This window comes from Streptomyces marokkonensis (genome assembly GCF_039539045.1).
Lineage (GTDB): Bacteria > Actinomycetota > Actinomycetes > Streptomycetales > Streptomycetaceae > Streptomyces > Streptomyces marokkonensis.
On the sequence record NZ_BAABCQ010000046.1, the window covers coordinates 13981 to 37114 of the forward strand.

The window sequence follows — 23134 nt, forward strand, 5'->3', positions numbered from 1 at the left end:
CGAGGCGCGGGGACCGCCGGTGCCGCCGGAGCTTTCGGAGTCGCCTCCCCCGTGCTCCGGGGCCGGGTGCCGCTTCTCGCCCACTGTGCCTCCTCGCGCGCCTGGCGTCACTCTGACAAGCGTCACTGACCTGCGCAAGAGCGCTCGGGCGGGCGGCCGTGGCGCGGCCCGGGCGTGCGGCGGAGCCGAATGGTTGGCACAACGTCCGGATACCGCGGCCCGGCCGGACAGATCAGGCGTTGCCGGGCCCGGGGCCGTGGGAAGGCTCGGGAGAGCAGCAGACCGACGATCAGGCCGGGAGACGTCATGACCGCACTGTCGCCGCACCTTCGCCAGGCCACGCCCGTCGTGGCGGTCCGGGGCGAGGGCGTCCACATCCATGGTGAGGACGGCCGCCGCTATCTGGACTTCACCGCCGGCATCGGGGTCACCAGCACCGGGCACTGCCACCCTAGGGTCGTCGCGGCCGCCCGGGAACAGGTGGGCACGCTGGTGCACGGCCAGTACACGACCGTCATGCACCAGCCGCTGCGGCACCTCGTCGACAAGCTCGGCGAGGTACTGCCGGACGGCCTGGACAGCCTGTTCTTCATGAACTCCGGCAGCGAGGCCGTGGAAGCGGCGCTGCGACTGGCCCGCCAGGCCACCGGACGGCCGAACGTCCTGGTCTGTCACGGCGGTTTCCACGGCCGGACCGTGGCCGCCGCCTCCATGACCACCTCCGGTACCCGCTTCCGGTCCGGCTTCTCACCGCTGATGAGCGGTGTGGTCGTCACCCCGTTCCCGACGGCCTTCCGCTACGGCTGGGACGAGGAGACCGCCACCCGCTTCGCCCTCCAGGAACTCGACTACACCCTCCAGACCATCTCCTCGCCCGCCGACACCGCCGCCGTCATCGTCGAACCGGTGCTCGGCGAGGGCGGGTACGTACCCGCGACCCGCGCCTTCGTGGAAGGCCTGCGGGAGCGCGCGGACCGCCACGGATTCCTGCTGATCCTGGACGAGGTGCAGACCGGCGTGGGCCGCACCGGCCGGTTCTGGGGGCACGGGCACTTCGGTGTCACCCCCGACATCCTCATCACCGCCAAGGGTCTGGCCAGTGGCTTTCCGCTGTCCGGCATCGCCGCTCCCGAGGAACTGATGCGCAAGGCGTGGCCGGGCTCGCAGGGCGGCACGTACGGCGCCAACGCGGTGGCGTGCGCTGCGGCCTGCGCCACGCTCGACGTCGTACGCGACGAGAAGCTCGTGGAGAACGCCGAGGCCATGGGGGCGCGGCTGCGCAGCGGGCTGGAGGCGGTGGCGGCCCGCACGCCGGCCGTCGGGGACGTACGGGGGATGGGCCTGATGCTGGCGAGCGAGTTCGTCACCGAGGACGGCGGCCCGGACCCCGAGACCGCCGCCCGCGTCCAGCGGGCCGCCGTCGACGAGGGCCTGCTGTTGCTGCTCTGCGGTGCCTGGAACCAGGTGGTCCGGATGATCCCGGCGCTGGTGATCGACGAGCCGGCCGTCGACGACGGGCTTCGGGCGTGGGCGGCGGCGGTCGAGGCCGGCACGTCGGGGGCGGCCGACCGGTGACGGTGACGGCGACCGTACGGGCCATGGTGACCACACAGGCACGGTGACCGCACGGGACATGACGACCGCGCCCCGGCTACCGGCCCCCGGCTGCCGGCCCCCGGTGCTCGGGCGCCCCGGCCCCGGCATTCCGGCGCCCCGGCACACAAGAACCGCACACCGGCACACGGAGACCCAGCCCGGCCCGCCGGCCGGGCGCCAGGAGGGACCCATGACCGACACCCCGACCCAGTTGTTCATCGGCGGTGCCTGGGCGGACGCCGCGGACGGCGCCACCATGCCCGTCGACGACCCGGCGACCGGCGAGATCCTCCGCCATGTCGCCGACGCCGGCCCCAAGGACGCCCGGCTCGCCCAGGACGCGGCGGTCCAGACGCAGGAGGAGTGGGCCCGTACGGCACCGCGGGCGCGCAGCGAGATCCTGCGCCGCGCGTACGAGATCGTCCTCGACCGCACCGACGAGCTCGCCCGCCTGATGACGTCCGAGATGGGCAAGCCGCTGGCTCAGGCCAGGGGAGAGGTGGCGTACGCGGCCGAGTTCCTCCGCTGGTTCTCCGAGGAGGCAGTCCGCATCGGCGGCGGCCACGGTGTCCTCCCCGACGGAGGCAACCGCATGCTGCTCTCCCGGCGTCCGGTCGGCCCCTGCCTGCTGATCACCCCCTGGAACTTCCCGCTGGCCATGGGCACCCGCAAGATCGGCCCGGCGGTCGCGGCCGGCTGCACGATGGTGCTCAAGCCCGCCCCGCAGACCCCGCTCTCCAGCCTGGCCCTGGCCGCCATCCTCAAGGAGGCGGGACTGCCGGACGGCGTGCTGAACGTCGTCACCACCTCCCGGGCCGCGGAGGTGTGCGAGCCGCTCCTGCGCGGCGGACTGATCCGCAAGCTGTCCTTCACCGGCTCCACGCAGGTCGGCCGGCTCCTGCTCGCCCAGTGTGCCGACACCGTCGTACGCGCCTCGATGGAACTGGGCGGCAACGCGCCGTTCATCGTCTTCGGCGACGCGGACCTCGAGGTGGCCGTGGACGGCGCGATGATCGCGAAGATGCGCAACATGGGCGAGGCGTGCACCGCCGCGAACCGCTTCTTCGTCCACCGGTCGGTGGCCGGGGAGTTCGCGCGGCGCCTGGCCGCGCGCATGGGCTCGCTCGTCGTGGGCCCCGGCACCCGGGACGGCGTCGACGTCGGCCCGCTCATCGACGCCGCCGGACGCGCCAAGGTCGAGGAACTGGTCCTGGACGCGGTGGAGCGCGGCGCCCGCGTCCTCGTCGGCGGCCGTACGCCCGAGGGCCCCGGCTGCTTCTACCCGCCCACGGTGCTCACCGACGTCAGTGCGGACAGCCGTCTGATGGGCACGGAGATCTTCGGTCCCGTGGCGGCGATCCTCACCTTCGACGACGAGGACGAGGTCGTACGCCGGGCCAACGACACCCCCTGGGGACTCGTCGGCTACGTCTTCACCGAGGGCCTCGACCGCGCCCTGCGCGTCAGCGAGCGTCTGGAGGTCGGCATGGTCGGCCTCAACACCGGCCTCGTCTCCAACCCGGCCGCGCCCTTCGGCGGCGTCAAGCAGTCGGGACTGGGCCGCGAGGGCGGAACGGTGGGCATCGAGGAGTTCCTGGAGTACCAGTACGTGGCGATGCCGGCCCGGTGACCACCCGGCTTTGCATGGTCATGCGTAATCATGCATACTCTTCCTATGTCCAAGGTCCTCACCTCCCTCCCCACCGGCGAGCGCGTCGGTATCGCCTTCTCGGGCGGCCTCGACACCTCGGTCGCGGTCGCGTGGATGCGTGACAAGGGCGCAGTTCCCTGCACGTACACCGCCGACATCGGCCAGTACGACGAGCCCGACATCGCCTCGGTGCCCGACCGTGCCAAGGCCTACGGTGCCGAGATCGCGCGTCTGGTCGACTGCCGCGCGGCGTTGGTCGAGGAGGGCCTGGCCGCGCTCACCTGCGGGGCGTTCCACATCCGCTCGGGCGGGCGTGCCTACTTCAACACCACGCCGCTCGGCCGTGCCGTCACGGGCACGCTCCTCGTCCGGGCGATGCTCGAGGACGACGTCCAGATCTGGGGCGACGGCTCCACGTTCAAGGGCAACGACATCGAGCGGTTCTACCGGTACGGCCTGCTCGCCAACCCGCAGCTGCGGATCTACAAGCCGTGGCTGGACGCCGACTTCGTGACCGAGCTCGGCGGCCGCAAGGAGATGTCGGAGTGGCTCATCGCCCACGACCTCCCCTACCGGGACTCCACGGAGAAGGCGTACTCCACCGACGCCAACATCTGGGGCGCCACCCACGAGGCCAAGACGCTGGAGCACCTCGACACCGGCGTGGAGACCGTGGAGCCCATCATGGGCGTGCGGTTCTGGGATCCGTCGGTCGAGATCGCCGCCGAGGACGTCACGATCGGCTTCGACCAGGGCCGCCCCGTGACGGTCAACGGCAAGGAGTTCGCCTCCCCGGTCGACCTGGTGATGGAGGCCAACGCCGTCGGCGGTCGCCACGGCATGGGCATGTCCGACCAGATCGAGAACCGGATCATCGAGGCGAAGAGCCGCGGCATCTACGAGGCGCCCGGCATGGCCCTGCTGCACGCGGCGTACGAGCGCCTCGTCAACGCGATCCACAACGAGGACACCCTCGCCCAGTACCACACCGAGGGTCGGCGACTGGGCCGGCTGATGTACGAGGGCCGCTGGTTGGACCCGCAGTCGCTGATGATCCGCGAGTCGCTGCAGCGCTGGGTCGGCTCGGCGGTCACCGGCGAGGTCACGCTGCGGCTGCGGCGCGGTGAGGACTACTCGATCCTCGACACCACGGGCCCGGCGTTCAGCTACCACCCCGACAAGTTGTCGATGGAGCGTACCGAGGACTCCGCGTTCGGCCCGGTGGACCGGATCGGCCAGCTCACCATGCGCAACCTCGACATCGCCGACTCCCGTGCCAAGCTGGAGCAGTACGCCGGGCTCGGTCTGATCGGCACCGCCAACCCCGCCATCGGTGCCGCCCAGGCCGCCTCGACCGGGCTGATCGGTGCCATGCCGGAGGGCGGCGCGCAGGCCATCGCCTCCCGCGGCGAGGTCTCCGGCGACGACGAGCTGCTGGACCGCGCCGCGATGGAGTTCGGCACCGACTGATCCAGTCCTCCCCGGGGGACCCCGCACCGGCAAGGGCCGGCTCGACGCCTACTGGCGCCGGGCCGGCCCTTCTGTTTCTCGTCCCCGTATGCCGCTTGCGTTCCTCACGAGGTTCGGAAGACGCGTCCAGACGCTCTCGGTGGCACTGGGCCAGGTCAAGGCCAACGCAAGTCCTTAGCAAGCGACGCAAGCCGCTTGCGTCCCAAATCCCGCTGCAACGAGGACCGTTGACAAACTGGTGACGCACTAGAAATCTGATGACGCACTTTCCGCAAAGAATCGACTGTCCTGCTCAATTGGTGCGCATGGTCGGTGCGTCGGTGCTTCCCCCTCCCCCTTCCGCCGGCCTGCCGCGCTCCCCGACTCCCCAAGGAACAGAGGACTCTCATGAGATGGAGATCCCTCGGCCGACGGTCGCCGACGGGCGCCGTCGTGGCCGGCCTGATGACGGTCGGGCTGCTCCCGCTGCCCCTCGCGGCCACCGCCTCGGCGGCGACGGCCGCCGCCGACGTCAACCTCGCCCTCGGCCGCCCGGCCACGGCGGGTGGCTCGCACGGCGCGTACCCCGCCGGTCACACCACCGACGGCACCCAGGCCTCCTACTGGGAGGGCCCGGCCGGCTCCTTCCCCCAGTGGGTGCAGGTCGACCTCGGCGAGGCTCGGAACGTCGAACGGGTGGTCCTCAAACTGCCCGCCGGCTGGGAGAGCCGCAGCCAGACCCTCTCCCTCCAGGGCAGCATCGACGGCACCACCTTCGGCAGCCTCGCCGGATCCGCCGCACGGGCGTTCACCCCCAACCGGGCCAACACCGTCGCCGTCGACCTCGCCTCCCCCTCCGACGCGCGTTACGTCCGCGTCCACGTCAGCGGCAACACCGGCTGGAACGCCGCGCAGCTCTCCGAACTGGAGGTGTACGGCGAGGAAGTGGTCACCGAGCCACCGCCCGTCGGCACCAACCTGGCCCGCAACAAGCCGGCCGAGGCCACCTCGTCGGTGCACTCCTACGTCGCGGCCAACGCCACCGACGACTCCACCTCCACCTACTGGGAGGCGGCCGGCCACCCCGCCGACCTCACCGTGAAACTCGGCGCCGACGCGGACGTCAGCGCCGTGGTCGTCAAGCTCGACCCGGACCCCGTATGGGCGTCCCGGACCCAGAGCATCCAGGTCCTCGGCCGTGAGCAGGGCCAGAGCGGCTTCACCTCGCTGCGCGCCCGTGCCGACCACTCGTTCAGCCCGGGCAACGACAACACGGTGACCATCCCGGTCACCGGCCGCGTGTCCGACGTACGGCTCAGGTTCTTCGCCAACTCCGGCGCGCCCGGCGGTCAGGTCGCCGAGTTCCAGGTCGTCGGCACCGCCGCGCCCGCACCCGACCTGACCGTCACCGGCCTCGACTGGTCACCCACCGACCCCTCCGAGCGGGACGAGGTGACCGTGAACGCCACGGTCCGCAACGCCGGCACCGCGCCCTCGGCCGCGACGACCACCGAGGTCACCGTGGAGGGGGCGACCGCCGGCAGCGCGGAGGTACCCGCGCTCGACCCCGGCGAGTTCGCCGAGGTCGCCGTCGCCACCGGCACCCACGCGGCCGGTGACTACGCCGTCGCCGCGGTGGCCGACCCGGGCGACACGGTCGCCGAACTGGACGACACCAACAACAGCCGCACCGCCTCCGGCCGGCTGGTCGTCGACCGGGCACCCGGACCCGACCTGGAGGTGCGCTCCATCACCACCGATCCGGCCAACCCGCCCGTGGGCGCGCAGGTCTCCTTCACCGTCGCCGTGCACAACCGAGGCACGAGCGCCGTCGAGGCCGGCTCGGTGACCCGGCTCCGGGCCGGCACCACCACCCTGGACGGCACCACCGGCGCGGTGGCCGCCGGTGCCACCGTGAACGTGCCGGTCAGCGGCACCTGGACGGCGACCGGCGGTGGTGTCACCCTCTCCGCCACGGCCGACGCCACCGGCGTCGTCACCGAGACCAACGAGAACAACAACGTGCTCGCCAAGTCCCTCGTCGTCGGACGCGGCGCCGCCGTGCCGTACACCGAGTACGAGGCCGAGGACGGCCGTCACAACGGCACCCTGCTCACCACCGACGCCAAGCGCACTTTCGGCCACACCAACTTCGGCACCGAGTCGTCCGGCCGCGAGTCCGTCCGCCTCGACTCCACCGGCGAGTACGTCGAGTTCACCTCCACCACACCCACCAACTCCATCGTGGTGCGGAACTCCGTCCCCGACGCCCCCGCCGGCGGGGGAGCGGAGGCCACGATCAGCCTCTACGCCGACGGCGACTTCCTACAGAAGCTGACCCTGTCCTCCAAGCACAGCTGGCTGTACGGAGACACCGACGACCCCGAGGGGCTCACCAACCGGCCCGGCGGCGACGCGCGGCGGCTGTTCGACGAGTCCCACGCGCTGCTGGACAGGACCTTCCCCCAAGGCACCGAGTTCCGCCTCCAGCGCGACGCGGGCGACACGGCCGCCTTCCACGTCATCGACCTGATCGACCTGGAGCAGGTCGCGCCGCCCGCGGCCAAGCCCGCCGACTGCACGTCCATCACCGAGTACGGTGCCGTCCCCGGCGACGGCCTGGACGATACCGACGCCATCCAGCGTGCCGTGACCGCCGACCAGAACGGCGAGATCCCCTGCGTGTGGATCCCGGCCGGGCAGTGGCGCCAGGAGCAGAAGATCCTCACCGACGACCCGCAGAACCGCGGCCAGTTCAACACGGTCGGCATCCGTGACGTCACCATCCGCGGCGCGGGCATGTGGCACTCCCAGCTCCACACCCTGACCCCGCCGCACGAGGCGGGCGGCATCAACCACCCGCACGAGGGCAACTTCGGCTTCGACATCGACCACAACACCCAGATCTCCGACATCGCCATCCTCGGCTCGGGCACCATCCGCGGCGGCGACGGCAACCACGAGGGCGGCGTGGGACTCAACGGCCGCTTCGGCAAGGACACCAGGATCAGCAATGTCTGGATCGAGCATGCCAACGTCGGCGTCTGGGCCGGCCGCGACTACTCAAACATCCCCGAGCTGTGGGGCCCCGGTGACGGCCTGGAGTTCACCGGCATGCGCATCCGCAACACCTACGCCGACGGCATCAACTTCGCCAACGGCACGCGCAACTCCACGGTCTACAACTCCTCCTTCCGCAACACCGGCGACGACTCGCTCGCGGTGTGGGCCAGCAAGTACGTGAAGGACACCTCCGTGGACGTCGGCCACGACAACCACTTCCGCAACAACACCATCCAGCTCCCGTGGCGGGCCAACGGCATCGCGGTCTACGGCGGCTACGGCAACACCATCGAGAACAACGTCATCTCCGACACGATGAACTACCCCGGCATCATGCTCGCCACCGACCACGACCCGCTGCCCTTCTCCGGACGGACCCTCATCGCGGGCAACGCCCTGCACCGGACGGGCGGCGCGTTCTGGAACGAGGACCAGGAGTTCGGCGCCATCACCCTCTTCGCGCAGGGGCCGGACATCCCCGGCGTGACCATCCGGGACACCGACATCCTCGACTCGACCTATGACGGCATCCAGTTCAAGACGGGAGGCGGCGCGATGCCGGACGTGAGGATAGAGAACGTCCGCATCGACCAGTCGAACAACGGCTCCGGCATCCTGGCGATGGGCGGCGCCCGCGGCAGCGCCACCCTGACCGACGTCACCATCACCAACTCGGCCGAAGAGGACGTCACCATCGAACCGGGATCGCAGTTCAAGATCAACCGGTGAGACCGGCCGGCGGTACCGCAAGGCACCGCCGGCAGCACCCGCCCGGCGACGCGGAGCACCAACGCGTCGCCGAGCGGCACGCCGTCGTCCTCACTCGCCGGGAAGCTTCTCCGGTGACCGTCCGGCGGGATGGCGGGTGTCGTCCTGGCGGCGTTCGGCGTTGAGTTCCTGCACCGCGCCTAGCGCGTCGCCGATCGTCGCGTAGTCCACCGCGATGAAGTTGACCGGTCTGCCGCGCCGTCGCTCGCAGGTGTGCGCCCGCTCCAGCACCCGCTGCCGGGAGTTGACGACCCCGGCGTCCAGCCGCCGTCCGCCGCCGGCCGTGACGAAGTGGTTGAGCAGGAACAGCCGCTTGTCCGCGCCGCCCCGGTTCGGCAGGCAGGACATCTCGTCGGGGCTGCGGAACGCGAAGGGCGTCTCCATGCCGTACCGGTAGAAGTTCCGGTACCACGGCGCGGGCCCGTCGGCCTTCTCCGCGAAGACGACCAGACGCCGGCCGTCGTCGATCATGTCACCCAGCTGTGGCCACGGGCGGTCCGGATCGGCGTCCGGTTCGTACAGCAGGTCGGACAGCCCCGCCCGCTCGAAGGCGCTCTGGCTCTCCACGGAGCCGACGCCGTCCTGCAGGATCAGCGTGACGACTTCCGTGGGGTTCGCGCGCAGCCACTCACCGACCTGGCGCAGTGTGGGCTCCAGTTCGAGGGCCCCGGCCCCGCACACCGAGTGGCACAGCCACAGGCCCGGGTGGGGAGGATTCACCCGCTCCAGGATCCCGGTGAGCCGCCGGCGCAGTGCCGGGGAGAAGTCCGAGGTGCTCAGTCGGTCCGCGACCTCCTCGGGCCGTTCCCACCGGTGCGTGTCGAGCAGCAGGACGCGCACCCCGGCGTTGAGCTGACCGACGATGTCGGGGTCCTGGAGGGGGCCGATGAACCGGTCCGCCGTCGTGGCCATCGCGTTGTGCGACGCGAGCTGGGCGATCTCGTCGTAGCGGGCGTCGCACAGCTCGGCGCTGCCCTGGCAGACGCGCGGCGCGGAGCCGGTGAGCGCCACCGGCGCCAGCATCGTACCGACGAGCGCGCACGCCGTGACGGCGAAGGTCAGGGTGGGGCCGTGCCGCGGATCGGTCAGGACCGGCACGCCGGGCCTGGTCTGCCAGACCCAGCCGACGGTGATCAGCAGGGCGCCGGCCGCCAGCAGGATCACCGCGACCACGGTGGCGCTGGTCAGGAGCCGGTCGAGAGCCGTCGCCCGGACGTCAGCCAGGAGGGAGGACGCAGCCGGGGGCCAGGACGACGGGGTGTCGAACAGCGCGTCGCCCAGCGCGAGACGCAGGAGGAGCACCGTCAGCGCCAGCAGCGACGCGGCGACGGCCGGTACCCAGCCGAGCGGCATCAGCCGGCGCTTTGCCGGGGAGGGTGTGGAGAACCACAGCAACGTGAGCGCGGCGGCACAGAGCACGGCCGCCGCCGGTTCCACCACCTCCTGGAAGAGGCGGGTGACGGCACGCGCGCGGTCCACCGGAGCGAGCGCATCCTGCCGGGGGTCGAGATGGACGGTGATGACCCACGTGCCGTCGTTCGCCTCCCGCAGGAACTCCGCGGTGGCCGCCCGGACCCGGTCCGTCAGGGCGACCGGCGCGACCGCGGCCAGGGCCGAGGCCACGTCCCCCCGGTCCAGCGCAGTCTGCACGCCGGGTCTGGCGTCGCCTCGGGCGGCCGCCGGCACCAGTCGCATCAGCGCGTCCGTGGCCGCGACCGCCTGGTCGTGGGAGAGCGGCAGCGACGGCAGGCCCTCCAGCGGCGCCTCACCGGCCACCACCTGTGCCGCCAGTTCGGACAGCCGCTGCACGAAGGCCTGGAAGTCGGGTTCCGACCGCTGCTGCAGGGCGGCGACGGCATCACCGAAGTAGGCCTGGCTGAGCCGTTCGACGTTCGCGATCACGGGCTCCAGGTCGACCGTGACCCGCAGCCGGTCACGGTCGCCCTCCAGGTAGTGGATCACCTCGGCGATCTGCTGGTCGCCCATGGCCCGCAGTGTCTCCGGCGGGATTACGACCTTGAGGTTCGAGGTGATGGTGGACTGCGGGACGGGCAGCCGGTCCAGCAGTTCCTGGGCCAGTGGCGTACTGGCCGGGTCGACCAGTACCTCGTCGTAGAACCGCTGGTAGGCCCGCTCGTCCTCCAGCACCTGGCCGTAGAACTCCGGATCGAGCACGGTGCTGCGCACGACGGCGGCCGCGGCCAGGACGGTCAGGCTCAGCACCGCCACGCACCAGGTCAGCACCTCGACCCAGGGCGAGCGCCGGGGCGGGCGCCGAACCAGTCCGTCCATGGCCCCATTCTCGTTTCAGCCGATCGTCGTGCGACACGGCGTCCGAGCCAAGGACGCCATCACACGCATGCCCCGGCCCGGTCGGCCGATGCCGCCCGGGTCAGCCTCCGTTCAGGGCTTTCTCCGTCATCATGCTCGCTCGAGGATGCACACAGTGCCAACGATGGCCGCCCGGGCCCTCCGTCGACGCCGGAAAGGCGGTGGCGCACGCGTCGTCCGCCTTCCAGCAGCGGGTGCGGAACGGGCAGCCGGAGGGCGGGTTGGTGGCCGAGGGGACCGGGCCGTGCAGGACGATCCGCTCCGGACGCTCCAGCAGGCTGGGCGTGGCCGACAGCAGGGCCTCGGTGTACGGGTGGCGGGAGGCGCCGACGACCTCGGCGGCACCGCCCTCCTCGACGACGCGGCCCAGGTACAGCACCGCGATGCGGTCCGCCAGATAGCGCACGGTCTGCACGTCGTGGGAGATGAACACCATGCCCAGACCGAGGCGGGCGCGCAGGTCCACCAGGAGGTTGAGGATCTGGGCGCGCACCGACACGTCCAGCGCGCTGGTGGGTTCGTCGGCGACGATCAGCTCCGGTTCCAGGGCCAGGGCGCGGGCGATGGCCACGCGCTGGCGCTGACCGCCGGAGAGCTGTCCGGGCAGTGCCTCCATGGTGTGACCGGGCAGACCGACCAGGTCGAGGAGTTCCTCGACGCGGCGCTCCCGCTCGGCGCGGGTGCCGCGCCGGTGCACGTCCAGCGGGTCGCGCAGGATCTGCCGGACGGACAGCCGCGGGTTCAGCGCCGTGGAGGCGTCCTGGAAGATCACGCCCACGGCGGAACCGAAGTCGTCACGGCGCTCGGCGGCGCTCATCCTCCACAAATCACGCCCCTGGAAGTACACCTGGCCCTCGGTGGGCCGCTGGAGCCCGGTGACCACGCGGGCCAGCGTGGACTTGCCGCAGCCCGACTCACCGACCAGGCCGAGGATCTCGCCGCGCCGGACCTCCAGAGAGGCGTCGGTCAGGGCGTGCACCGCGTCCCGGCGCAGAATCCCGCCGCTGCGGGCCCTGTGCCGCACGTGGATGTGGTCGAGCCGGATGAGGGGGTCCATGGCGGTGTCCTTCTGCACGGTCATCGGGCGCTCTCCAGCGACTTGGCCGACCGCTTCTGGGGCGCCGGGTGGTGGCAGGCGAAGAGGTGGTCCTGCCCGGCGTCGCGGTCGGTGGCGGGTGGCGGGGTGGTGGCGCACAGATCGGTGGCGGCGGCGCAGCGGGAGGCGAACCGGCAGCCGGGGCCGAACGCCTTGGGCGCCGGCACGACACCGCGGATCTGGTGCAGCCGCTCGGCACCCGACTCCAGCGAGACCACCGAGCCGAGCAGCCCCCGGCTGTAGTGGTGCGCCGGGTCGGTCAGCAGCGAACGGGTGTCGCCGGCCTCGGCGACCTGACCGGCGTACATCACCGCGACCCGGTGGGCGAGGTCGCCGACCAGGGCCAGGTCGTGCGAGACGAGGACCATCGCGAAGCCGAGTTCGTCGCGCAGCCTGATGAGCAGTTCGACGACCTGGGCCTGCACGGTGACGTCCAGGGCGGTCGTCGGCTCGTCCGCGATGAGCAGCCGCGGGCTCCGGGAGAGCGCCATGGCGATCAGCACGCGCTGGCGCTGGCCGCCGGACAGCTCGTGCGGGTAGCTGCGCAGGGTGCGCTCGGGGGAGAGGCCGACCAGTTCGAGCAGTTCGGCGGGGGTGCGGGTGCCACCGCGGGAGGTGAGCCAGGTGAGCTGGGTGCCGATCAGCACGGAGGGGTTGAGGGACGACATGGCGTCCTGGTAGACCATGGCGATCTCCGGGCCCATGAGCGCCCGGCGTTCCTTCGGCGACAGCTTCAGCAGGTCGCGGCCCCGATAGAGGATCTCACCCTCGGCCTCGGCGTTGCGGGCCAGCAGGCCCATGATCGCGAGGCTGGTGATCGACTTGCCGCAGCCGGACTCGCCGACCAGTCCGAGGGTCTCGCCCTCGCGGACGGTGAAGGAGATGCCGTCGACGACCCGGGTGTCGCCGTAGCGGTCGGGGAACCGGATGGACAGGTCGCGCACGACCAGGAGTTCGGAGGCGTCCTCGCTCAGCGGCGGCACCGCGGGCTCCGTGGCCGCGAGTCGTGCGGCGAGCTCGTCGAGCGAGGCGTCCACGCCGGTGGTGTCGGCGTCGGGGGCGGCGACGGTGGTGTTCTCGTCGGAGTCGGTGCCGCCGGTGCGGGACTTGTCCGGAGAGGCCGCGGCGTCCGTCAGGCCCTCGGAGAGGACGTTCAGCGCGAGCACCGTGAGCAGCACGCACAGACCGGGGAAGAGGGTCGCCCACCAGCCGCCCGACAGCAGGATCTGCCGGCCGTAGGCCAGGACGCTGCCCCAGCTCGGGTCGGGGTCCTGCACACCGGCACCGATGAAGGACAGGCTCGCCTCGAAGATGATGGAGTCGGCCACCATGACGGTCGCGAACACCAGGATCGGCGCCGCGCAGTTGACGGCGACGTGCCGGGCCACGATGTAGCCGCGGCGGGCGCCGATGACCTGCTCCGCGGCGACGTAGTCCTCGCCGTACTGCTCCAGCACGTTGGCCCGTACGACGCGGGCGAGGGAGGGCGAGTAGACGAAGGCGATGGTGAAGATGATGACCGGGACGCTGGGCCCGAACACGGCGACCAGCACGGCGGCCAGCGCGATCGGCGGGAACGACATCACGACGTCGAGCGTGCGCATCACCGACTCGTCGGCGAGCTTGCGGGAGGTCGCCGCCAGCGCGCCCAGGGCCGAACCGAGGACCAGGGCGAGGAGGGTCGCGCCCAGACCGATGACCAGGGAGTAGCGCGCGCCGTGGACGACCCGGGCGAAGACGTCGCGGCCGGCCCGGTCGGTGCCGAACCAGTGGTCGGCGCCCGGCGCCTGGGCGGGTATGCCGGTCGCCAGGGGGTCCTGGGTGAGCAGGGGGGCGAAGACCGCGCCCGCCACGACCACCAGCAGGATCCCCAGGGCGATCCGGGAGGGCACGGGCAGGCGGCGCAGGCGGGTGCCGGGCCGGGAGAGCCGCGCGGCGAGGGAGCTTGGGGCGAACATCACACCGTCCTGATGCGCGGGTTGACGAGCAGGTAGAGCAGGTCGACGACGACGTTGACCACGAGGAAGGCGACCGCGATGGTGAGTACGGTGCCCTGGACGAGCCCGACGTCGCCGCCGTTGACGCCTTCCAGGATCAGCTTGCCCATGCCGGGCAGGTCGAAGATCGCCTCGATGACGACGGCGCCGCTGAGCATGTAGCCGACCTTGACGCCGAGCACGGTCAGCGGGGTGACCAGGGCGTTGCGCAGTACCGACCGGATGATGAGGAAGGGCGGCAGGCCGCTGCCCCGGGCGGTGCGCACGTAGTCGCGGTCGAGTTCGGTGACCATCGAGGTGCGGATCAGGCGGGCCAGCGAGGCGGCGACGGGCAGGGCGAGGGACAGCGCGGGCAGGGCCATGCTCTCGAGCCAGCCGGAGAAGGAGTCGGCCGGGTTGACGTAGCCGCCGGTCGGGAAGATCGGCATGTTCAGCGAGAACTGCTGGATGAGCAGCACACCGACCCAGAAGGAGGGCAGGGCGACCCCGGCCATCGACAGCACCCGGAAGACCTGGTCCGGCCAGCGGTCCCGGTAGACGGCGCTGAGGACGCCGAAAGCCAGCGCCAGCACGATGGCCAGCGTGAGACCGAGCAGCGTCAGCTGAAGAGTGAGCGGGAAGGCGGTGGCGATCCGGTCGATGACGGGCTGGCTGGGCGACATCGTGACACCCAGGTCCCCTTGCACCAGGTCGCCCAGGAAGGCGAAGTAGCGCACGGGCAGGGGGTCGTTGAGTCCGTTGGCCTCGGCGAACGCGGCTCGCGCCTCGGGGCTCGCAGAGTCGCCGAGCGCGTTGTACGCGGGATCGGTCGGCGAGAACTGCAGGACGACGAAGACCAGCAGCGCGATGCCGAGGACCATCACCGGCATCATCGCGACGCGGCGCAGCGCGAGCCGGAGAAATGCAACCATCGTGAGGTTCCTAGAGATTGGGGCGAGGGCCGCCGCCTGCGGTGGCGCGGCGGCGGCCCGGCGGCCTGGGCGTGCGGGTCGGGGAGTGTCGTTCGGATCAGGTCGGCTCCGGAGAACGGTGCCTTGCCGACGGAGCCGAGCGAGGTCTGGTGCGTGCAGCCGCAAGGCGGAGGGGAGCGGCAGGGCGAAGCCCTGGCAACCGACGCCGACACGGCAGATGTGCGTGCCGGGCCCCGCGCCCCCGGCAGGATCCGAACGACACCCCCTATGCCCGGCCGACGTCGATGAAGGACAGCCCGGTGGTGGGAAGCGGCTTGAACCCGGTCAGCGTTCCGTCCCGCCATGCGGTGGGCAGCTTGCGGTGCAGCACCGGATACAGGGCGGCCTCGTCGGCGACCAGGTCGGTGACCTGGCTCCACAGCCGCTTGCGCTTCGCCTCGTCGGCCTCCGCCGCCGCCTTGTCGAGCAGCGACCTGGTCTGCTTGTAGGGCGCGGAGCCCTTCCACCCGTAGCGGTTCTCCGGCCAGAAGCCGTAGTAGAACCAGCGCAGCAGCAGGTCGGCGTCGTTGCCGAAGACGGACGGGTCGCCCGGCGCGGCCAGCGCGTCGAAGTCACCCTTGTCGACCTTGGCGTACTGGGCCGCGGACTGGGCGATGTCCAGTTGGGCGTCGACCCCGATCGCCGCCCAGCTCTCCTTGATCAGGGGTGCGATGTCCTTGACCCAGCCGTTGTCGGTGAGCAGCAGCGTGAAGGAGAGCTTGCCCACGCCCGCGTCGGCGAGCAGCTTCTTGGCCCTGGCCGGGTCGTGCCGGTAGACGGTGGCGGCCTTCTGGTGATCGGGGTGCGTGGCCGGCACGTATCCGGTGGCGGCCTCGGCGTTGCCCAGCAGCGCCGTGGAGATGATCTTCTCGGTGTCGAGCGCGTAGTGCAGGGCCTGCCGCACCCGCTTGTCCTCGAAACGCTTGTCGGCGCAGTTGAACATGAGGAAGAGCAGCCCGAAGGACTGGACGGACTCCACCTTGTCCTTGCCGGTGAAGCCCTTGACGTCGATGTAGGGCACGTCCTCGATGGCCTGGACCCGCCCGGACTTGAGCGCGCTGACCCGCGCGGACGGGTCGGACATGAGACGCCAGACCATCTTCTTGGCCTTGGCCGGGTGCGGGCCGTTGTACTTGTCGTACGCCTCCATGACGATCTTGTCCTCGCGGACCGCCGACACGAAGCGGTACGGGCCCGAGCCGACGGGCTTGGCGTCGAAGGCCTTGGCGTCGGCGCCGGCAATCTTCTTCGGCACGATCCGCACCACGGATATGCGCGACGGGAAGAGCGCGAAGGCGTACTTCAGCTTGAACTCGACCGTCGAGGTGTCGACCGCGGTGACCTTGTCGATGAACGGGACGAACTGCGCCATCAGCGAGGCGTTCTTCTCGTCCAGCACGCGCTCGAAGCTGAACACCACGTCGTCCGCGGTGACCGCCGAACCGTCGTGGAACGTCGCCCCCTCCCGCAGGGTGGCCCGGTACGTGGTCGCGTTGATCTTCTTGGGCATCCCGGTGGCCAGGGTCGGCCGCGCCGCCAGCGTGGCCGGGTCGAGGTCCACCAGGCCCTCGAAGATGTGCATGTTCGCGGCGAACGGGGTCGCGCCCGAGGTGATCATCGGGTCGAAGCCCGTGGAGAGGGGATAGGAGAGCCCGGCCTCGATGGTGTCGCTGCCACTGCCCGAGTCGCCGCTGCCGTCTCCGCTCGAGGCCGGGCCTCCACAGGCGGACAGGCCCGCGGTGACGGCGGTCGCCACACCGATGGCGCTGGTGTATCTCATGAAGGTGCGGCGATCGACGCCGGCTGCACTGCGCGCGGACAAGGAGTCCTCCATGCGGGAGATGAGGGTCGAGCGGGAGAGGAGGCGAGTGTGATCGGCGCCTCACCGACAGTGCATCAGACGTCTGATGTCTGATGCTTGGTAGTGTGGGAACGTAGCTGGGCAAAGGAGAGGGGTCAAGAGGTGGCGGTGGGTCAAAGGGCGATTCGGCATACGATGCCGGAGCCCAAAGCGGCACGACAACCGTTGCGGCAGGAGGTCGTCGACGGAATCAAGGCCTACATCCTGCGCAACGAACTGCGTCCGGGGGATCCCCTGCCGACCGAGCCCGCCCTGTGCGAGGCGCTCGGCGCGAGCCGCTCCAGCGTGCGGGAGGCGATCAGGATCCTCACCGCGCTCGACATCGTCGAGGTGCGGCACGGACACGGCACCTATGTGGGGCGGTTGAGCCTGTCCGCCCTGGTGGAGAGCCTCACCTTCCGCGGTCTGCTCAGCCCGGACGACGACTTCCAGGTCATGTCCGACCTGATCGAAGTGCGTGAGCTGTTCGAGCGGGGCATGGCCGAACGTCTCGTCTCGTCCCTCGACCAGGCGCAGATCGACCGCCTCGGGAGCCACGTCGACGAGATGCGCAGGGCCGGCGCCGGGGAGGGGCACGGCTTCGTCGAGGCTGACCGCGCCTTCCACACCCTGCTCCTCGCTCCGCTCGGCAACGACCTCATCGGCCAGCTGTCCACGGCCTTCTGGGACGTCTACGTCATCGTCGCGCCGCACCTCGACGTCTTCACGCACGAGCACGAGGCGGCCACCATCGCCAACCACCAACGCATCGTGGACGCCGTTTCCGACCGTGATCCGGCCGAGTTCGCACTGGCGCTGACCGAACACTACGCGCCAGTACGACTGAGAATCGCCGAGGCCCGCGCCCGACGCTGACCGACTCCGGCCGACGGGCCGACCGACTCCCGTCGATGAATCGGCCGACTCCGGTCCGCGACGCGGGCGCTCCCACCGTGCGGGAGTGCCCGCGTCGTGCGTGTGACCGGCCGACGTCCCGCCGGAACAGGGGTACTTGACGGTCGTCGTCCGGATCTCTAGTGTCCCAGGGCAACAGACATCAGACGTCTGCTCTTGCGGGTGCCGGCTCGACCGGCCCTCTCCGTACCTCCGCGCTGCGCCGCGCGCACGCCTCACCCATCGGGGCCCCTTCATGCCACTGACGGACCTCACCCTCGCCGAGTGCCTCGCACTGCGGCCCGACCTCGACGAGCCCGCCGACCTCGACGCCTTCTGGGACCGGACCGTGCGCGAGGCCCGGGCAGGCGGCGACGCGCCCCTCTTCGTCCCGGTGGACAGCGGTCTCACCGGAGTCACGACCTACGACGCGACCGTGCCCGGCTTCGCCGGGGAGCCCGTCCGGGGCTGGCTCCACCTGCCCGTCGGCGCCGACGGACCGCTCGGCTGCGTCGTGGAGTTCCTCGGCTACGGACGCGGGCGCGGCCTGCCACACGAGCAGGTGCTCTGGGCCAACGCCGGCTACGCGCACTTCATCATGGACACGCGCGGCCAGGGCTGGTCCACCGCCGGTGGGGACACCCCCGACACCGCCGCCCTGAACGGCACCGTGCCCGGCTTCCTGACCCGCGGCGTCGAAAGCCCCCACGACCACTACTACCGGCGCGTGTTCACCGACGCGGTGCTCTGCGTGGAGGCCGTACGTGAGCACCCGGCCGTCGACCCGGCCAGGGTCGTCGTCACCGGTATCAGCCAGGGCGGCGGCATCGCCCTCGCCGTCGCCGGGCTCGTGCCGGGCCTGGCGGGCGTGATGCCGGACGTCCCGTACCTGTGCGACATCCGGCGCGGGGCGCGCATCGCGGCCCAACCGCCCTACACCGAGGTCGCCGAGTACCTCCGCCTGCACCGCGACCGGACCGAGACCGTCTTCACGACCCTGTCCTATGTGGACGCCGCCCTGCTGGCCGCCCGCGCCACGGCCCCGGCGCTCTTCTCCATCGCCATGATGGACGAGATCTGCCCGCCCTCGACGTGCTTCGCGGCCTACCACCGCTACGGGGGCCCCAAGGACCTGCGCGTCTACGAGTTCAACGGTCACGAGGGCGGCGGCGGACACCATCGGCGCGAACAACTCGCCTGGCTGCGGGAGCTGCCGGCCCCACCCGGCACCCACACCGCTCTCTCCGCCCTGCACGACCCCCAACTCGCCTGACCCCTCACCCGAGAAGAGGCCTGTTCATGCAGCGAAGAGTCCTTCTGACCATCGGCACCGCCTCCCTGCTCACCCTGGGGGCCATGGCCCCCGCCGCCCACGGTGCCTCCGAGGCAGGGACCGCCGGCACCCTCACCTCGCAGGACATCGCCACCGCAGGTACCGGCTCCCCCTACTACCGCATCCCCGCCCTCGCCCGCACCGCCGAGGGCACCCTGATCGCCGCCTACGACGCCCGCCCCACCCTCGGCGACCTGCCCGGCAACCTCGGCGTCGTCCTGCGACGCAGCACCGACGGCGGCACCACCTGGCAGGCCCAGCAGGTCGTCCGCAAGGAGGCGGCGCCCAAGGGCTTCGGCGACCCCAGCCTCCTCGTCGACCGGGAGACCGGACGGATCTTCGTCTTCTACGCGGCCTCGGTGAACCAGGGCTTCTTCGGCTCGGCGACCGGCAACGACGAGAGTGACCCCGACGTCCTCCAGGCCGACTACAGCTACTCCGACGACGACGGCCTGACCTGGAAGCACGAGCGGATCACCGCCGAGATCAAGAACCCGGCCTGGGCCGGCATGTTCGCGGCCTCGGGTGAGGGAATCCAGCTGCGGCACGGCACCCACAAGGGCCGCCTCATCCAGCAGTACGCCATCCGCCACAACGGCCTCAACTACGCCGTCAGCGCCTACAGCGACGACCACGGCACCACCTGGAAGATGGGCGAACCGGTCGGACCCGGCGGCGACGAGAACAAGACGGTGGAGCTGTCCGACGGCCGCGTCATGCTGAACAACCGCTCCAAGCCGCACCGCACGGTCGCCTACTCGACGGACGGCGGAGTCACCTACACTCCCTTCCAGAGGGACACCGAGCTGCCCGACCCCGCGAACAACGGCTCCATCGCCCGCTTCGCGCCCGACGTGGCCGCCTCGCACCCGCGCGCCTCCTGGCTGCTGTTCAGCAACACCGCGACCACCGGCAGCCGCAGCAACCTCACTGTCCGCCTGTCCTGCGACAACGGGCAGAACTGGCCCGTCCGCAAGACCGTCGAGGCCGGTTCGGCCGCCTACTCCACGCTCACCCCGCTCGACGACGGCACCGGCGCCAACTCCCGCGTGGGCCTGCTGTGGGAGCGCGACGACTACCGGCACATCACCTATTCGTCCTTCGACCTCGGATGGCTCGGCGGAGTCTGCGCGCCCGTCACCGTCACCCCGCCCGCCTCCCTGCCCGCCGGGAAGACCACCGACGTCACCGTCCGCGTCGTCAGCCAGAACGACGTGAACCTCCCCTCCGGCTCGGTCTCCCTGAAGCTGCCGCAGGGCTGGAGCGCCCCGAGCACCACCGTGCCCGCGCTCGAGCCCGGCCAGGGCGCCGACGTCAGGATCCCCGTCACCGTGCCCGCCGACGCCACCGCGGGCGGCGTGGCGACCACCGCGACCTACCAGGCCCGCGGCTCCCAGCACTCCTACGGCGACTCGACGCTCACCGTCACCGCGCCGTAGCCCGACCACGGGCCGCCCGCACGCCGGCCTCCGACGCGACGGCGGGCGGCCCGTTCCACCCCCTGACCACCGACATTCCACCCTTTGACCACCGACGTTCCACCCCGTACCACCACTCGCACAGCCCAGGAGACACCATGTCCTCGTCCCAGCCCCTGAGCGGCGTCGTGCCGCCCGTCTGCACCCCCCTGGATGCGTCGGGCGAGGTCGACACCGCCTCGCTCGCCCGGCTCGTCGAGCACCTCGTCAGCGGGGGAGTGCACGGGCTGTTCGCCCTGGGCTCCAGCAGCGAGGTCGCCTTCCTCACCGACCGGCAGCGGGCCGTGGCCCTGGAGACGGTCGTCGAGGCCGCCGCGGGACGCGTGCCCGTACTCGCCGGCGTCATCGACATGACCACCCCCCGGGTGCTGGAACACGCGGATGCCGCCCGGAAGACGGGCGCCGACGCCCTCGTGGCCACCGCGCCCTTCTACGCCCGCACCCACCCCCGCGAGATCGCCGCCCACTTCCGCACGGTCCGCTCGGCCGTCGACCTCCCCCTGTACGCCTACGACCTCCCCGTCTCCGTCCACAGCAAGCTGTCCGCCGCCCTGGTGCGCGAACTGGCCGAGGACGGCACGCTGGCCGGCCTCAAGGACAGCAGCGGCGACGAGGGCGGGCTGCGCAGGCTCCTCGTCGAACTCGGCGGACGCCACGGGCGCGCCGACGGCCCGGCACCCTCCTTCAGCATCCTCACCGGCTCCGAAATCACCGTGGACGCCGCCCTGCTGGCCGGCGCCGACGGCGTCGTCCCCGGCCTGGGCAACGTGGACCCCGCGGGTTATGTGCGCCTCTACGACGCCGTGCGCGGCGGCGACCTGGACGGCGCCGTGAGGGAACAGGAGCGGCTCGTCGAGCTGTTCGGCCTGGTCGACGCCGGCCCGGAGGCAGAGATGGGCCGCAACTCCTCGGCCATCGGCGCCTTCAAACACGCGCTGCGGCTGCTCGGGGTGTTCACGCACGGCACCACCGCCGCACCGCAGATCCAGCTGGGCGACGACTCGGTCGCCCACGTCGAGCGGCACCTGCGCGGTGCCGGACTGCTGCCGGCCCGATGACCCGACGTCACCGCGACGCGCCGGTGATCGGCCTCGACCTGGGCGGCACGAAGATCGCCGCCGCCCTGGTCGGGACCGACGGCACGGTCCTGGCCCGGCGCACCCTGCCCACCCCGGCGACGAGCGGCGCGGACGCGGTGCTCGACGCGCTGGCCCAGGCCGCCCGCGCGGTGTGGGCGCCGGGCGCCGCCGCGATCGGCGTCGCGGCGGCCGGCGTGATCGACCCCGCCGCCGGGACCGTCACCAGCGCCACCGACACGATCCGCGGCTGGGCCGGCACCGCCCTGGCCACCGGTCTCGCCACCCGTACGGGCCTCCCCGTGGCCTGCGACAACGACGTACGCGCGGCCGCGGCGACGGAACTCGCCGGGCTGGGCGCCGACGGCACCTTCGTCTACGCCGCCGTCGGCACCGGAGTCGGCGGCGCCGTCGCCGCCGGCGGCCGCATGCTGCACGGCGCGGCCGGCATCGCGGGCCACCTCGGGCACCTGCCGAGCCCCGAGGCGACCGGGCTGCCCTGCACCTGCGGCGCCACCGGCCACCTGGAGGCGATCGCGGCGGGCCCCGCCATCACCGCGCACTACGGACGGATCAGCGGGGAAAGCGCCGACCGCCTCCAGACCGTCGCCGAGCGCGCGGCCCACGGCGACGCGCACGCCAGGTCCGCCATCACGCTCGGCGCCCGGGCGGTCGGCCGCGCCCTCGGTGGCCTCGCCAACGCGCTCGGCCCGCACCGCGTCGTCGTCGCCGGCGGCGTACCCGGGATAGGTGCCCCGTACTGGGAGGCCCTGTGCGCGGCGTTCGCGGCGGAGCTCATGCTTCCGCTGCGCGCACTGCGCCCCGCCGCGCCGAACGGCGGCGCCGACGCCGCGGTCCTCGGCGCGGCCGAACTGACCCGCACCCTGCCCCTGCACGACCCCCTCACCACTGGAGTCCGTCCATGACCTCGGCCCCGTCCCTGGCCGACGCCCTCAAGGCCCGCCTGATCGTGTCCTGCCAGGCGCCGCCCGGCGACCCGATGCGCCACACCGACACCCTGGTCCGCATGACCCTCGCGGCGCGGTCAGGCGGCGCGGCGGCCGTGCGCGTCAACGACCCGGAGGTCGTCGCGGCCACCGTCGCGGCCGTCGACCTTCCGGTGATCGGCCTGTGGAAGGACGGCGACAGCGGCGTCTTCATCACCCCGACCGTGCGCCACGCGCTCGCCCTCGTGGAGGCCGGTGCCGCGGTCGTCGCGGCCGACGCCACCGCGCGCCCGCGTCCCGACGGCAGTACCTTCGCCGATCTCGTCGAGGCCGTCCACGCGGCGGGCGCCCAGGTCATGGCCGACGTGTCGACGTTCGACGAGGGGGTCGCCGCCGCCGGCCGGGGCGCCGACCTCATCGGCACCACCCTGTCCGGCTACGTGCCGGGTTCCCCGGTGCAGACCGCCCCGGACCTGGCCCTCGTGGCCGACCTCGCGGCCGCGCTGACCACCCCGGTGATCGCCGAGGGCCGGATCGCGACGCCGGAACAGGCGGCCCGGGCGCTCGCGGTGGGCGCGCACGGTGTCGTCGTCGGTACCGCCATCACCGCGCCGACCGTGCTCACCCGCGTGTTCGTCGAGGGCCTCACGCCCTGACCCTGCACG

Annotated in this window: 15 protein-coding genes; 10 read left to right on the top strand and 5 right to left on the bottom strand. The window is 71.9% G+C overall.

What is annotated here, in order from left to right; translation table 11 throughout:
- Nucleotides 1-306 precede the first annotated feature (306 nt).
- From ABEA26_RS14240 to ABEA26_RS14255, 4 genes are all read left to right on the top strand, one after another.
- The gene (locus ABEA26_RS14240) at nt 307-1575 is read left to right on the top strand and encodes an aspartate aminotransferase family protein (RefSeq protein WP_345592482.1); all 1269 of its coding nucleotides are present in this window, start codon (nt 307-309) and stop codon (nt 1573-1575) included.
- Nucleotides 1576-1786: 211 nt separating this feature from the next.
- Nucleotides 1787-3226 carry an NAD-dependent succinate-semialdehyde dehydrogenase gene (locus tag ABEA26_RS14245; RefSeq protein ID WP_345592484.1) on the top strand — a complete coding sequence of 480 codons (1440 nt, stop codon included), beginning with the start codon at nt 1787-1789 and terminating at the stop codon, nt 3224-3226.
- 45 nt (nt 3227-3271) lie between these two features.
- Complete coding sequence (gene argG, locus ABEA26_RS14250) at nt 3272-4717, top strand: argininosuccinate synthase (RefSeq protein WP_345592486.1); 1446 nt, start codon at nt 3272-3274, stop codon at nt 4715-4717.
- Nucleotides 4718-5104: 387 nt separating this feature from the next.
- Complete coding sequence (locus ABEA26_RS14255; protein ID WP_345592488.1) at nt 5105-8488, top strand: CARDB domain-containing protein; 3384 nt, start codon at nt 5105-5107, stop codon at nt 8486-8488.
- Nucleotides 8489-8578: 90 nt separating this feature from the next.
- Here the strand turns inward: ABEA26_RS14255 and ABEA26_RS14260 are convergent, their stop codons facing one another.
- The 5 genes from ABEA26_RS14260 to ABEA26_RS14280 all read right to left on the bottom strand — a co-directional run bounded on the left by ABEA26_RS14260 (nt 8579) and on the right by ABEA26_RS14280 (nt 16681).
- Nucleotides 8579-10819, bottom strand: coding sequence for a phosphoinositide-specific phospholipase C-related protein (locus tag ABEA26_RS14260; RefSeq protein ID WP_345592490.1), 2241 nt, complete (start codon nt 10817-10819; stop codon nt 8579-8581).
- A 100-nt stretch (nt 10820-10919) separates the two neighbouring features.
- Nucleotides 10920-11939 (bottom strand): oligopeptide/dipeptide ABC transporter ATP-binding protein, encoded by a 1020-nt coding sequence (locus ABEA26_RS14265; RefSeq protein WP_345592492.1) that lies wholly within the window; start codon nt 11937-11939, stop codon nt 10920-10922.
- Nucleotides 11936-13912: a dipeptide/oligopeptide/nickel ABC transporter permease/ATP-binding protein gene (locus ABEA26_RS14270; protein WP_345592494.1), complete on the bottom strand. Its 1977-nt coding sequence runs from the start codon at nt 13910-13912 to the stop codon at nt 11936-11938. Before ABEA26_RS14270 ends, ABEA26_RS14265 begins: the two co-directional genes overlap by 4 nt.
- Entirely contained in the window at nt 13912-14862 is a 951-nt protein-coding gene (locus ABEA26_RS14275; protein WP_345592495.1) for an ABC transporter permease, read from the bottom strand. The genes ABEA26_RS14270 and ABEA26_RS14275 overlap by 1 nt, the downstream gene beginning before the upstream one ends.
- Before the next feature lie 265 nt (nt 14863-15127).
- Nucleotides 15128-16681 carry an ABC transporter substrate-binding protein gene (locus tag ABEA26_RS14280; RefSeq protein WP_345592496.1) on the bottom strand — a complete coding sequence of 518 codons (1554 nt, stop codon included), beginning with the start codon at nt 16679-16681 and terminating at the stop codon, nt 15128-15130.
- Nucleotides 16682-16897: 216 nt separating this feature from the next.
- On the opposite strand from ABEA26_RS14280, the gene ABEA26_RS14285 reads away from it, so the two are divergent.
- From ABEA26_RS14285 to ABEA26_RS14310, 6 genes are all read left to right on the top strand, one after another.
- The gene (locus tag ABEA26_RS14285) at nt 16898-17617 is read left to right on the top strand and encodes a FadR/GntR family transcriptional regulator (protein WP_345592498.1); all 720 of its coding nucleotides are present in this window, start codon (nt 16898-16900) and stop codon (nt 17615-17617) included.
- Between the two features lie 274 nt (nt 17618-17891).
- Nucleotides 17892-18908 (top strand): acetylxylan esterase, encoded by a 1017-nt coding sequence (locus ABEA26_RS14290; RefSeq protein WP_345592500.1) that lies wholly within the window; start codon nt 17892-17894, stop codon nt 18906-18908.
- A 26-nt stretch (nt 18909-18934) separates the two neighbouring features.
- Entirely contained in the window at nt 18935-20407 is a 1473-nt protein-coding gene (locus ABEA26_RS14295) for an exo-alpha-sialidase (RefSeq protein ID WP_345592502.1), read from the top strand.
- Nucleotides 20408-20544: 137 nt separating this feature from the next.
- Nucleotides 20545-21504, top strand: a complete 960-nt coding sequence (locus ABEA26_RS14300) for a dihydrodipicolinate synthase family protein (RefSeq protein ID WP_345592504.1) — start codon at nt 20545-20547, stop codon at nt 21502-21504.
- Nucleotides 21501-22448 (top strand): ROK family protein, encoded by a 948-nt coding sequence (locus tag ABEA26_RS14305; RefSeq protein ID WP_345592506.1) that lies wholly within the window; start codon nt 21501-21503, stop codon nt 22446-22448. Before ABEA26_RS14300 ends, ABEA26_RS14305 begins: the two co-directional genes overlap by 4 nt.
- Entirely contained in the window at nt 22445-23125 is a 681-nt protein-coding gene (locus ABEA26_RS14310) for an N-acetylmannosamine-6-phosphate 2-epimerase (RefSeq protein ID WP_345592508.1), read from the top strand. The genes ABEA26_RS14305 and ABEA26_RS14310 overlap by 4 nt, the downstream gene beginning before the upstream one ends.
- Nucleotides 23126-23134 lie beyond the last annotated feature (9 nt).